This is a genomic window from Candidatus Pelagibacter sp. RS40 (assembly GCF_002101295.1).
Lineage (GTDB): Bacteria > Pseudomonadota > Alphaproteobacteria > Pelagibacterales > Pelagibacteraceae > Pelagibacter.
Genome location: NZ_CP020778.1, coordinates 1,310,727 through 1,323,656 on the forward strand (window position 1 = coordinate 1,310,727; position 12,930 = coordinate 1,323,656).

Below are 12,930 nucleotides of genomic sequence, written 5' to 3' on the forward strand. Positions count from 1 at the left end.
ATGATATGCCCGATCTGCAAAAAAGGGGAAACCTCGGTTGTTGACTCAAGACCAACGGAAGACGGCACAGCAATTAGACGCAGAAGATTGTGCATATGTGGACAGAGATTTACAACATTCGAAAGAGTTCAATTTAGAGAGTTAACGGTAGTCAAAAAAAATGGAAGAAAATCTACATTTGATAGAGAAAAACTATCTAAATCCATTTATGTAGCTTTAAAGAAAAGACCAATAGATACAGAAACTGCTGAAAAATTCATTTCTAAAATATCTAGATCGCTTGAAGAACTAGGTCAGAGTGAAATATCTTCCAATACAATTGGGACTATGGTTATGGAGGGATTAAAGGATTTAGATCCAGTTGCTTATGTAAGATTTGCATCTGTTTATAGAAATTTTAGAGAAGAAAAAGATTTTGTTCAATTTGTAGATAAAATTGATGTCTACAAAAAAAGATAACTTTCAATTATCTGATAAAAAATTAATGAAGCTTGCAATTAGTCTTGCTGAAAATCAAAAATATTTTACAGGCACAAACCCCTCTGTTGGATGTGTTATTACTAGAAACAATAAAATAATTTCATATGGTGTAACAGGTAAAAATGGAAGACCTCATGCGGAAATAAATGCAATTAATAAAAATAAATCTAAAGATTTATATAATTCATCCATGTATGTGTCACTAGAACCATGTACTCACTATGGGAAAACTCCACCTTGTACGAATACTTTGATTAAAAAAAAATTTAAAAAAGTTTTTTTTTCACATACAGATGAAGATAAGAGAACAAAAAATACTGCTAAAAATATATTAGAAAAACATAAAATAAATGTAAAAAATAATTTTATAAATAATAAAACCAAAAAATTGTATTTTGAATATGATTTTATAAGAAAAAATAATTTCCCTTATGTAATTGGAAAACTTGCGATTTCACAGAATAATAGAATCTATAGAGATAAAACACCAATATCCAATTTCTATTCAAAAGACATCACGCATATCTTAAGGTATAGGTGCCAAGCATTGTTGACATCTTATGTGACTATTAATAATGATAATCCTGAATTAACTTGCAGACTAAATGGTTTGGAAAAATGTTCACCAACAATTGTGATTATTGATAAAGATTTAAAAGTTAAATCATCTTCAAAAATATTTAAAAATAAAGACTTAAAAAAAATAATATTTTCTAAAAGCAATAATAAAGATAAAATTAAAAAATTAAGACATACTAATACAGAAATATTTAATATTAGAACTTTAGGTAAAGAATTTGACTTGAAATATGTCCTTAGTACTCTTCACAAGAAAAACTTACATCAAGTATTAATTGAATGTGGACCAACTCTTTTAGAAAATTTTATTAACAATGGTCTAGTAAATGAATTTTATCTTTTTAAGTCAAATAAAAGCATCAAAATTAAAGATACGATTTATGTAAAAAAACTTTTAAAAATTTTAAATACAAATTATAAAAAAAATAAAATTAATACTTTTATAGATAAAGATAAACTTACCTGTTTTAACTAATATGTTTAATGGAATAATATTCAATCAAGGAAAAATAAGTAAAATTGTTAAAAGGGATAAAGGTATTAATATTTTTATTAAATCCTCAATTAAAGTTAATAATAAAAATCTTGGAATATCTGTCGCTTGTGATGGAGTTTGTCTCACACTAATTTCATACAAAAATAAAACTTTAGAATTTTATCTTTCTAATGAAACTATTATGAAATCTAAGTTTAAAAATATTAAATTAGGATCAATTATAAATTTAGAACTTCCTCTTAAATATAAACAAAATATATCTGGTCATATTTGCCAAGGTCATGTTGATACAGTCTCGAAAACAATATCGATTAGAAAAATTGATAAATCAAAAATTTATGAATTTAAAATTGAGAGTAAATTGAAGAAATTTTTAGTCGAAAAAGCCTCTATATTAATCAATGGTGTTTCTTTAACAATTGCAAAAATAAAAAAAAATTCATTTGAAATTTGGGTTATTCCTCACACATTAAAGTTAACTAATTTATATTATTTAAAAAAAAATGATTTAGTTAATATTGAGATAGATATTCTATCAAAATATGTAAAAAAATTTTTAAATGAAAAAAAATAAATTCAGTAACATTGAAAAAATTATTTCTATCTCAAAAAAGGGAGGAATGTATATTTTGGTTGACGATGAAAATAGAGAGAACGAGGGAGATTTAGTTTTCTCTGCGTCAGATGTTGATTACAAAAAAATAAATTTTATGGCTAAGTACGGAAGAGGATTAATCTGCTTAACATTAAATAATATACATGCAAAAAAATTGGGACTTAATTATATGGCACCTGTTAATCAATCTAGAAATAAAACTGCTTTTACAGTTTCTATTGAAGCAAAAAAAGGAATAACAACAGGTATATCAGCAAAGGATCGCGCTAAAACAATTAGAGTTGCTACTAAAAAAAATCCCAATAAAAAAGAAATAGTTTCCCCCGGACATGTATTTCCTATTATTGCTCGAGACGGAGGAGTTCTTGTAAGAGCAGGCCATACAGAGGCATCCGTAGATATAGCTAAACTGTCCAATAAACTTCCAGCTGCAGTTATATGTGAAATTATGAATGAGGATGGAACTATGGCAAAAGGTGAAGACTTATTTAAATTTGCAAAAAAGCATAAACTTGCAATTGCAAAAATCGATGATTTGATCTCATTTAGATTGAAAAAAGAAAAGTTAATTAAATTAAAAAATACATCGAGTATAGTTGTACAAAATCAAAAATATATTATTAAAGTATTTGAAAGTGTTTTAGATGGATCAGAACATTTTGCATTATTAAAAGGAAAAATTAATTTAAACTCTACACCAAGAGTTAGGGTTATTTCATCCAACGTAGTTCAAAATTATTTAATTAATCAAAAATTACCAAACTCATTTAATAAAACATTATCTTACTTTAAAAAATATAATAACTGTGTTTTGGTTTTTATAAGAGATCCAAATTTAAAATCTGTCTCACAAACTCTTAAACAATATAAATCTAAGGAATTTTATAAAAAAGGGTTTGATAAACTCATAAAAAATTATGGTATAGGTGCTCAAATAATTAAAAGTCTTAAAATAAAAAATATGATTTTAGTAACAAGATCAACCAAAAAGGTTGTTGGTTTAGAAGGATATGGAATTAGAATACAAAAACAAGAAATAATAAAATGAAAAAGAAAATATTAGTCATTATCGCAGATTATTATAAAGATATTTCAAATGATTTGTTGAAAAGCACTTTAAATAATTTAAACAAAAAACATTATTCTATTAAGATTCTTAAAGTGCCTGGAGTATTTGAGATACCAGTAACTATTTCAAGAAATATAAATAAATACAATGGTTTCATTGCTTTAGGTTGTGTAATTAAAGGACAAACGCCACACTTTGATTTTATTTCTCAATCTGCAACAGATGCGATAATGAAATTATCCATAAGTTCAAAAAAACCAATTGGAAACGGCATTATTACTTGCCTTAATAAAAAGCAAGCTATTGCTAGAGGGAAAAAAGGACTAGAAGCTTCTGAAGCTGTAAAAGTTGTGTTAACCAATAAATAAATGTCAATAATTTATAGTCCTAAAAATAACCCAAGGGTAATAATTATTCAAAAATTATATGGTCAATTTTTTAATAAAGAAGAAAAATTAGCTTTTCCAAAACACAGATTTAAAAAATTTATTAAAGACGTAGTGAATGGTACATTAGAAAGAGATGAAGTAATTACAGATGAGATTAATAATCATTTAAACACTGATCTTAATATGATTAGATTAGACAAAGTATTTCAAGTAATAATAAAAAGTGCAATTTTTGAATTTTTATATAAGCCAAGAACCTCAACTAAAATTATTATTAAGGAATACTTAAATGCTTCAAATTTTTTTATAGATATTTCTCAAACAAAATATCTTAACGCTTTGCTTGATAAGATTTCTAAAAAAGTGCGATCACCTAATGGATGATGATAAAATAATATCAAAATATTTAAAATATCTAGCCGCTAATAATCCTAGTTCTCTTAAGCTTAATGATGATGTTTTTTTTGATAAAAAGAGACGTCTTGTCGTATCAACAGATACATATAATGAAAAAATTCACTTTAAAAATACTAAAAAACCAGATTTAATAATAAAAAAAATTATTCGTTCCTCTATATCCGATTTAATTTGCAAAGGTGTTAAACCTAAATATATTTTTTTATCAGCTTCAATAAATAATAGGTTGTCTAATCAACCTAATTTTTTATTAATTGTGAAATCTTTAAAAGAAGAATTAAAAAAATATAAACTATTACTTAGTGGTGGAGACACAACATATTCTAGTACCACATCATTCACAGTTACTGTAATTGGCTTTGCAACAAAAATTGTAAAAAGAAATAATTCAGATATTGGTGATGCGATTTTTGTTACTGGTAATATAGGTGATGCCTATGCTGGATTAAAAATTTTAAATAAAAACATTAAATCTACTAAAAGTTTAGAAAATTATTTTATAAAAAAATATTATATCCCTGATATTGCTTTCAAAATATACAAATATTTGCCTTCAATTGCATCTTCATCAATTGATATATCTGATGGCCTTATTTTAGATCTTGAAAGAATGATTAATAATCAAAATTTAGGATATATTTTATCAATTAAAGATGTTCCAATATCTAAAAATCTTCAAAAATTAATAGGGTTAAATAATTTTCAAAAGAAAAATTTTGTTTCTAATGGTGATGATTACCAAGTACTTTTTACATCTTCTTTAAAGAAAGTTGAGCAAATAAAAAAATTATCAAAGAGAATCAATATAAAAATTACAAAAATAGGTAGTATCACGAATAAGCCCAATCAAATTATAAATACTAATGGAAATTATCTAAAAAGTATTAAAAATAAAGGTTATTTGCACAAGTTTAAATAAGTTAAATATTGCCTTTTAGCTTTATTTTTGTAATGTCCGCATTTTAAAAAACAAACCAAAAGAATTTTAAGGAAATTATGAACTCATCTATCGAAACAATATTACTCTATACAATATTTGCTGGTTTACTCTCTATAGTCTATGGATTTGTAACTGGTTCAAATATTTTAAAATCAAGTGCAGGTAATAGCAAAATGCAAGAGATTGCATCTGCTATACAAATTGGGGCAAAAGCATATTTAAATAGACAATATAAAACTATAGCTATAGTTGGAGTAGTTGTTTTAGTAATAATTAGTTTCGCTTTTTCAATATTAGTGGGGATTGGTTATTTAATTGGTGCAGCCTTATCTGGAATAGCAGGTTACGTAGGTATGCTTGTATCAGTACAAGCTAACGTCAGAACAGCGGAGGCCTCAAGAAAAGGCTTAGCAGAGGGTTTGTCAGTAGCGTTTAAGTCTGGTGCAATAACTGGTATGTTGGTTGCTGGTTTAGCTTTATTATCAATTGCAGTTTATTATTACATACTTCTAAAGTCTGGTGTTGATGAAAGAGAAATCGTTAATGCTTTAGTTGCTTTAGGATTTGGTGCTTCATTAATTTCTATCTTTGCAAGATTAGGCGGTGGAATTTTTACAAAAGGAGCAGATGTTGGAGCTGATTTAGTTGGAAAAGTTGAAGCAGGTATTCCTGAGGATGATCCAAGAAATCCAGCAGTGATTGCAGACAATGTTGGAGATAATGTTGGTGATTGTGCCGGTATGGCTGCCGATTTATTTGAGACTTATGCCGTTACAATAGTAGCTACAATGGTTTTATCATCTATTTTTTTTCAATCAGATATTAGTATGATGATATACCCTTTAACAATCGGTGGAGCATGTATAATTACTTCAATTATCGGTACATTCTTTGTTAAATTAGGAAATTCGAAAAATGTTATGAATGCTTTATATAAAGGTTTTATAGCAACAGCAATTTTATCTTTAGTAGTATTATATCCTGTTACAGATTATGTGATTGGTTTAGATGCCAATTATAGCTTTGGCGATACTACATTTACAGGAATGAGTTTATATTATTGTGGCGTTGTTGGTTTAATTATAACTGGATTACTCATATGGATTACTGAATATTACACAGGTACAGATTATCGTCCCGTTAAGACTGTAGCAGCTTCTTCAACAACCGGTCATGGTACAAATGTTATTCAGGGTTTAGCTATTTCTATGGAAGCAACAGCTGTACCAGCATTAATAATTGTTGCTGGAATACTAATAACAAATGCAATTGCTGGTTTATTTGGTATTGCTATTGCTGTAACAACAATGCTTGCATTAGCTGGAATGGTTGTAGCACTTGATGCATACGGACCTGTAACAGATAACGCTGGAGGAATTGCAGAAATGTCTAATCTGCCAAAAAATGTTAGAAAAACAACAGATGCATTAGATGCGGTAGGTAATACAACAAAAGCCGTAACTAAAGGATATGCTATAGGATCTGCTGGTTTAGGTGCTTTGGTTTTATTTGCTGCATACACAGAGGATATTAAGTATTTTTCACAAGAGGCTGGTTCAAAGCTAGAGGGAATAGTTGTCTCTTTTGATTTGTCAAATCCATTTGTAGTTGTTGGTTTATTAATTGGTGGAATGCTTCCATATTTATTTGGTTCAATGGGAATGCAAGCAGTTGGTAGAGCAGGTGGTGCTGTTGTAATTGAGGTTAGAAGACAATTTAAAAAAATTCCCGGAATAATGAAACGTAAAGCAAAACCAGATTATGGTAGACTTGTTGATTTATTAACTAAAGCAGCAATTAAGGAAATGGTGATACCTTCATTGTTGCCAGTTTTATCTCCAATTGTTTTATATATAATAATTTTACCAATAGGCGGTCAAGTCGCTGCTTTATCCTCAGTTGGAGCAATGCTGCTTGGAGTAATTATAACTGGATTATTCGTTGCTGTTTCTATGACAGCAGGTGGTGGAGCTTGGGATAATGCAAAGAAATACATAGAGGATGGTAAATTCGGCGGAAAAGGATCTGAGGCTCATAAAGCTGCAGTCACAGGTGACACAGTTGGAGATCCTTACAAAGATACAGCTGGTCCAGCTGTAAATCCAATGATTAAAATTACAAATATTGTTGCTTTATTGCTACTAGCAGTAATCGCCGGTGGTCATTAGTCTTGGTTAGTTCTATTTCTTGCGGGGGCGTTAACTTTCTCCCGCAGGCTTGAAAATATATTATATATAGTATTATCTTGTTCAAATTCTTTTGTAGTAATTTTTTTAACGTATTTTAAATCGTTCATATCATTGAGATTAACCAATTTCTTATTTTTTACTAAGCCTTTGTTATTAAATTCAATAACTAAAATATTATTTTTATTAATTTTTTTTTTACCCAGCTTAAATAAAGATTGGTTTGTTTGCTTTCTTTCTATATAGAACCATTTATTTGAATTGAATTTACTAATAGAGGAGGGGTGTCCAATAACTTCAATTATATCATTTTTATTTGATTTATTAATTACTATATTTTCTAATTTATTCTCAAGAGAAATAAAACCGTGGTTTTTTGATACTTTATTTGAAGAACAAGCGGTGATAAAAAAAACAATCAGTAATAATAAAAAACGCATATGAATTCCGAATATTTAAATATTTACAACAATTTAATTAAATTAACTAGAAATAAAAATCTATACTTAAACCTTGAGAGAAATGATGAATTCTCTGATCGACTATTATTTCTTATGTTTCACTTTGCATTATTCTTGAAAAAATTTAAATCAGAAATTAATAAAAAAAAATCACAAGAATTATTCGATTTTTTTGTAAGACAAATTGAACTTTCTATTAGAGAAATAGGTTATGGTGATGTATCTGTTAATAAAAAAATGAAAGAATACGTAAATATGTTTTATGCTATACTTGATAAAATCGAAGTCACTGATATGTCAATTGACGAAAATATTGCAAATTTTTTCAGAAAAATATTCAATTTAGATAAAAATATTAAGTTTTACGCGAATTATTATAAAAAATATAATGAATACCTTTCAAATAATACTTTAAATAACTTTACAAAAGATATAATAAACCATAATTTTTAAATATGGCTGTACCTAAACGTAAAACGACAAAATCTAGAGCTGGTATGAGAAGATCTCATATTAAAGTTTCATCTAAAAATATAATTGAAGATAAAAAATCCGGTGAGTACAGATTATCTCATCACTTAGATTTAAAAACTGGATTTTACAAAGGAAGACAAGTTTTAGATCCTAAAGAGTAGTTTTTTATGACAGATCATATTACCATTGCTATTGACGCAATGGGTGGTGAAAATTCACCTGATAAAACCATAGAAGGTATTTCACATCATCTTAAAAACTCAGATAATTCATTTTATTTAATCTTTGGAAATGAAAAATTGATAAACCCACTTATTAAAAAATATAAAATAAACTCGGATAAATACAAAATAATTCACACAGAGAAAATTATAGAGGATACAGATTCAGCTTTAGGCGCAGCTAAAAAAGGGAAAGATACAAGTCTTTGGCTCGCAATGGAAAGCTTAAAAAAAGGAGAGTCCGATTGTGTAGTTTCAGCTGGTAATACTGGTGCACTTTTTGTTATAGCAAAACTTAATCTTGAAATGATAACAAACATTGACAAACCCGCGTTATCAGCTTTATGGCCAAATAAAAATGGAATGAATGTGGTTCTTGATTTAGGAGCAAACATAGAATGTAATGAAAAAAATTTAATTGATTTTAGTGTAATGGGTTCAGCTTTACATAAATCATTATTTGAAAAAGAAATCTCCAAAGTGGCGTTACTTAATATTGGCTCTGAAGAAATAAAAGGAAATACAATTATTAAAAATACATACCAAGCCCTAAATGATAAAAAAAATAATTTATTTGAATTTTGTGGCTATATTGAAGGAAATCATATTATGGATGGAGATGTAAATGTAATAGTAACAGATGGTTTTACCGGTAATATTGCCTTGAAAACAGCAGAAGGCACAGCGAATTTTATAACATCTGAACTTAAAAAATCTATGACATCAAATTTCATAGGAAAATTTTCATCTTTATTAAATATAAAAAATTTTAAAAAATTCAAAAATAAACTAGATCCCAGATTATATAATGGCGCTATATTACTTGGATTGAACAAGCCAGTAATAAAAAGCCATGGATCAACAGATGCAATTGGATTTGCAAATTCTCTTAAAGTTAGTGAAAAAGTTATAAAAGGACGATTGATTGATAAAATTAAAGAAAATATAAATTAATCAATGAGAATCAACCTGACAAAAAAACAAATTGTTAATTCAATTTATATGCAAATTGGGTTTTCAAAAAAAATTTCAGAAAGTTTACTTGAGGATGTTTTTCAAATAATATTAAAAAATCTTATTTCAAACAAAAAAGTAAAGATTGCAAAATTTGGTACGTTTTCATTAAGAAATAAAAATGAACGTATTGGGAGAAATCCAAAGACAAAAGAAGTTAAAATAATTTCATCACGAAAAGTTGTTTTATTCAAACCTTCAAAAGAATTAAAAAATTACATAAATAATGACTAAAAAAACTTTTGATGCATATAAAACAATTAGTGAAGTAGCTGAAATTCTGAATTTAGTTAATTCAAAAAATGGATCATTATCAACACATACACTAAGATATTGGGAAAAAGAATTTAAACAAATTAAACCGAAAATTTTAGCAGGCAATAGAAGATACTATGATGTTAAAACTATAGAGATAATTAAAAATATAAAATTTTTATTAAAAGACAAAGGTATGACAATTGAAGGAGTTAAAAAGCGACTAGATAATGATGAAACAGATCTTGACGAAACAGTTAATATATCTATAAACACAAAAAATATTTTAAAAACTAAACTAAACAAAATTTCTAAACTGATAAAAGAAATAAAAAAATAGAATGGCAAAAAAAACACACGTAAAAGTTAGACTTGTTCCAGAAGCTAAACCAGATAGTCCATTTTTCTATTATGTAAAAAAACCTGCTGGTGGTGAAAAAGCGAAGGTAAAACTAAAGGCAAAGAAATATAATCCTGCTACGAGAAAACATGAAGTTTTTGTTGAAAAAAAACTTCCACCACACAGTAAATAATTATTTTTTTTTAAAATTTCTTCTCTCGTAATCGATATATGCGAAAATCATATTTTTCCATATCCGATTAGTTATTTTGGGATCGATTTTTTTTTTTAGTGATTTTTTTTTTATATTATTAAGGATTTTTGCGATTCTTTTTTTATCAACTATTTCACTTTTGTGATCTTTAAGCTTAAGGACATTTTTGACTATATTGCTTCTTATACTTATTAGACTTAATAATTTATTATCTAAGATATCTAACCTTTTTCTAAGTGCATTTAATTTTTTTCTATTTTCTGGCGACATTTCAACAATTGGAATTCTATATAAATATTATATTTAAATAAGCATGTACATAGAAATTAATAATAAATATAGACCCTATATTGCTCAATGGTTATTAGTAATGTTTTTATTAGTTTCTATAATGATAATTATTGGTGGCTTAACTAGGTTAACAGATTCAGGTTTATCAATAACTGAGTGGGAGTTTTTTAAAGGTTTCTTCCCTCCAGTGAGTAAAAGTACTTGGAATGAATATTTTGAAGCATATAAAAAAATTCCTGAATTTCAATTACAGAACTTCAGCATGTCTCTCAGTGAGTTCAAAGTAATATTTTGGTGGGAATGGTTTCACAGATTTTTTGGAAGATTGATTGGTTTATGTTTTTTACTTCCTTTGATATATTTTTCTTTTAAAATCAAATTAATAAATCTACTTCATTATTATTTGATATTCTTATTAATATGTTTTCAAGGTTTTATTGGATGGTATATGGTAAGTAGTGGTTTAGTCGATAGAGTGGACGTAAGTCATTACAGGTTATCTGCCCATTTATTGATTGCTTTTTTAATTTTATCATTAATTTTATGGAATTATTTAAAATTAATAAAAATTAAAAGCACATTAAACAAGTTAAATCCTATAATTCCTCTTTTATTTATTATTTTAATTTTTACTCAAATAGTTATTGGTGCATTTGTATCAGGGATGGATGCAGGTAAAATTTATAATTCTTGGCCTTTAATGGGTAATTCATATTTTCCAGATGATAATAATATAATTAATTTATTTAAATTATCTGCATTTAACGATCCATCATTAGTCCAATTTATTCACAGAAACTTAGCTTACGTTATAGTAATTTTTTATTTATTTATTGTTTATAAAATTTATAAAGCAAAGATGTTTGGTTTATATAAATCGGTAAATGTATTAGGTATTTTACTTATTTTTCAGATTATTTTAGGAATTGTGACAGTTATATATGGTGCACAGATATATATTGCATCTGTACACCAAATAAGTTCAATTTTCTTAGTAAGTGCTTGTATATATTTTTATTTTATAAATACAAATTCTAACTTACAGCCTTCAAACTAGGTTTGCCCGAGGCACCTAATGCTTGATCCAAATCAGCGATAATATCATCAGGATGTTCTATACCTATTGAAAGTCTAACATATCCAGGCGTTACTCCTGCTGCTAGTAATTCTTCCTCTGTTAATTGACTATGTGTAGTTGTAGCAGGATGAATTGCTAAACTTCTTGCATCGCCAATATTTGCTACATGATAAAACATTTTAAGAGCTTCTATGAATTTTTTACCAGCCTCAACTCCACCTTTTACTTCAATACCAACTAATGCTCCATTGCCTCCCTTTAAGTACTTCTTGGATCTCTCGGCAATTTCACCTTTATGAAGAGTAGGGTAAATAACTCTTTCAACACTTTTATGTTTTGTTAAAAAATCAACAACCTTCTGAGCATTAGAACAATGCTGTTTCATTCGTAAAGGTGCAGTTTCAAGTCCTTGAATAATTCCCCAAGCATTATCAGGAGCTAAAGGTGCGCCTAAATCTCTTAACAAACATACTCTTGCTCTTACCGCAAATGATACATTTGCACCAGTCAACTGAGGAACAACCTCACCCCATTTAGCTCCTCCATAACTCGCATCCGGTTCATTAAATAATGGCTGTCTTTTTGGATCAGCAGTCCAGTCGAAATTACCTCCATCTACCAAAGCACCACCAATAACAGTTCCATGGCCTCCTATAAATTTAGTAAGTGAGTGAACTACAACAGCCGCACCATGTTCTAAAGGTTTACATATAACTGGAGCTGCCGTGTTATCCATAATTAATGGTATGTTATGTTTTCTTCCAATATCTGAAACCTCTTTAATTGGAAAAACTCTTAAATAAGGATTTGGTAATGTTTCAGCATAAAAACATCTAGTTTTTTCATCTATAAGTTTTTCAAAATTTTTTGGATCTGAAGGATCAGCGTATCTACACTCAATACCCAATTTTTTGAGAGTATGAGTAAATAAATTAACAGTTCCTCCATATAAATCTGTTGAACTAATGAAATTGTCCCCTGATTGACAAACATTCATTATTGCAAATGTTGATGCTGCTTGACCTGATCCCACAGTTACTGAAGCCAAACCACCTTCTAATGCTGCAACTCTTTTTTCAAGAACATCGTTTGTTGGATTCATTATTCTTGTATAAATGTTACCAAATTCTTTTAGTGCAAATAAATTTGCTGCATGATCTGTATCATTAAATTGATATGAAGTAGTTCTGTAAACAGGAACTGCTACTGATGTTGTAGCTGGATCACTTCTATAATCTCCTCCATGAAGAGCAATTGTTTCTGGATTTTTTGATTTTGTCATAATTTCCCCCTTAATTTGACTATTTAACTGTAATGAGAATTTACAATCAAGATAAAATTTGGGTTACATGAAAGACTATGAAAAAAAACAATAGTATTTATTAAAAAAAAATAAATTCTATCTTTAAG

The 12,930-nt window shown here is 27.8% G+C and carries 18 protein-coding genes; 15 read left to right on the top strand and 3 right to left on the bottom strand.

Annotation, left to right across the window (positions count from 1 at the left end; genetic code table 11):
• From nrdR to B8063_RS06765, 8 genes are all read left to right on the top strand, one after another.
• A complete protein-coding gene (gene nrdR, locus B8063_RS06730; RefSeq protein ID WP_075521506.1) occupies positions 1-459 on the top strand; it encodes a transcriptional regulator NrdR in 459 nt (152 codons plus the stop codon).
• Entirely contained in the window at positions 440-1,534 is a 1,095-nt protein-coding gene (gene ribD, locus B8063_RS06735) for a bifunctional diaminohydroxyphosphoribosylaminopyrimidine deaminase/5-amino-6-(5-phosphoribosylamino)uracil reductase RibD (protein WP_075521505.1), read from the top strand. The genes nrdR and ribD overlap by 20 nt, the downstream gene beginning before the upstream one ends.
• 1 nt (position 1,535) lies before the next feature.
• On the top strand, positions 1,536-2,129 hold the full coding sequence (locus B8063_RS06740) for a riboflavin synthase (RefSeq protein ID WP_085070671.1): 594 nt from the start codon (positions 1,536-1,538) through the stop codon (positions 2,127-2,129).
• Positions 2,116-3,219: a 3,4-dihydroxy-2-butanone-4-phosphate synthase gene (ribB, locus tag B8063_RS06745; protein ID WP_085070673.1), complete on the top strand. Its 1,104-nt coding sequence runs from the start codon at positions 2,116-2,118 to the stop codon at positions 3,217-3,219. The genes B8063_RS06740 and ribB overlap by 14 nt, the downstream gene beginning before the upstream one ends.
• Complete coding sequence (gene ribH / locus B8063_RS06750) at positions 3,216-3,608, top strand: 6,7-dimethyl-8-ribityllumazine synthase (RefSeq protein WP_075521502.1); 393 nt, start codon at positions 3,216-3,218, stop codon at positions 3,606-3,608. Before ribB ends, ribH begins: the two co-directional genes overlap by 4 nt.
• Positions 3,609-4,013, top strand: a complete 405-nt coding sequence (locus B8063_RS06755; protein WP_085070677.1) for a transcription antitermination factor NusB — start codon at positions 3,609-3,611, stop codon at positions 4,011-4,013.
• Positions 4,006-4,965 carry a thiamine-phosphate kinase gene (thiL, locus tag B8063_RS06760; protein WP_085070679.1) on the top strand — a complete coding sequence of 320 codons (960 nt, stop codon included), beginning with the start codon at positions 4,006-4,008 and terminating at the stop codon, positions 4,963-4,965. The genes B8063_RS06755 and thiL overlap by 8 nt, the downstream gene beginning before the upstream one ends.
• A gap of 77 nt (positions 4,966-5,042) precedes the next feature.
• Positions 5,043-7,154: a sodium-translocating pyrophosphatase gene (locus B8063_RS06765; protein WP_085070681.1), complete on the top strand. Its 2,112-nt coding sequence runs from the start codon at positions 5,043-5,045 to the stop codon at positions 7,152-7,154.
• Here the strand turns inward: B8063_RS06765 and bamE are convergent.
• Positions 7,151-7,612, bottom strand: coding sequence for an outer membrane protein assembly factor BamE domain-containing protein (bamE, locus tag B8063_RS06770; protein WP_085070683.1), 462 nt, complete (start codon positions 7,610-7,612; stop codon positions 7,151-7,153). The genes B8063_RS06765 and bamE overlap by 4 nt on opposite strands.
• On the opposite strand from bamE, the gene B8063_RS06775 reads away from it, so the two are divergent.
• From B8063_RS06775 to B8063_RS06800, 6 genes are read left to right on the top strand one after another with little or no spacing between them, the layout of a single operon-like run.
• Positions 7,613-8,086, top strand: coding sequence for a ubiquinol-cytochrome C chaperone family protein (locus B8063_RS06775; RefSeq protein ID WP_085070688.1), 474 nt, complete (start codon positions 7,613-7,615; stop codon positions 8,084-8,086).
• Positions 8,087-8,088: 2 nt separating this feature from the next.
• Positions 8,089-8,268 carry a 50S ribosomal protein L32 gene (rpmF, locus tag B8063_RS06780; RefSeq protein ID WP_075521496.1) on the top strand — a complete coding sequence of 60 codons (180 nt, stop codon included), beginning with the start codon at positions 8,089-8,091 and terminating at the stop codon, positions 8,266-8,268.
• A gap of 6 nt (positions 8,269-8,274) precedes the next feature.
• Positions 8,275-9,282: a phosphate acyltransferase PlsX gene (gene plsX / locus B8063_RS06785; RefSeq protein WP_085070690.1), complete on the top strand. Its 1,008-nt coding sequence runs from the start codon at positions 8,275-8,277 to the stop codon at positions 9,280-9,282.
• Between the two features lie 3 nt (positions 9,283-9,285).
• Positions 9,286-9,576 carry an integration host factor subunit alpha gene (locus B8063_RS06790; RefSeq protein ID WP_085070693.1) on the top strand — a complete coding sequence of 97 codons (291 nt, stop codon included), beginning with the start codon at positions 9,286-9,288 and terminating at the stop codon, positions 9,574-9,576.
• Entirely contained in the window at positions 9,569-9,937 is a 369-nt protein-coding gene (locus B8063_RS06795) for a MerR family transcriptional regulator (RefSeq protein ID WP_085070695.1), read from the top strand. The genes B8063_RS06790 and B8063_RS06795 overlap by 8 nt, the downstream gene beginning before the upstream one ends.
• Position 9,938: 1 nt before the next feature.
• A complete protein-coding gene (locus B8063_RS06800; protein ID WP_075521492.1) occupies positions 9,939-10,130 on the top strand; it encodes a 50S ribosomal protein L33 in 192 nt (63 codons plus the stop codon).
• Here B8063_RS06800 and B8063_RS06805 read toward each other — a convergent pair whose 3' ends face one another.
• Positions 10,131-10,421, bottom strand: a complete 291-nt coding sequence (locus B8063_RS06805) for a chorismate mutase (protein WP_085070697.1) — start codon at positions 10,419-10,421, stop codon at positions 10,131-10,133. It abuts the gene before it with no gap.
• A gap of 43 nt (positions 10,422-10,464) precedes the next feature.
• Between B8063_RS06805 and B8063_RS06810 the strand changes: the two genes are divergently transcribed.
• Positions 10,465-11,499: a COX15/CtaA family protein gene (locus B8063_RS06810; protein WP_085070699.1), complete on the top strand. Its 1,035-nt coding sequence runs from the start codon at positions 10,465-10,467 to the stop codon at positions 11,497-11,499.
• Here the strand turns inward: B8063_RS06810 and B8063_RS06815 are convergent.
• Entirely contained in the window at positions 11,477-12,805 is a 1,329-nt protein-coding gene (locus B8063_RS06815; protein ID WP_075521489.1) for an O-acetylhomoserine aminocarboxypropyltransferase/cysteine synthase family protein, read from the bottom strand. The genes B8063_RS06810 and B8063_RS06815 overlap by 23 nt on opposite strands.
• Positions 12,806-12,930 lie beyond the last annotated feature (125 nt).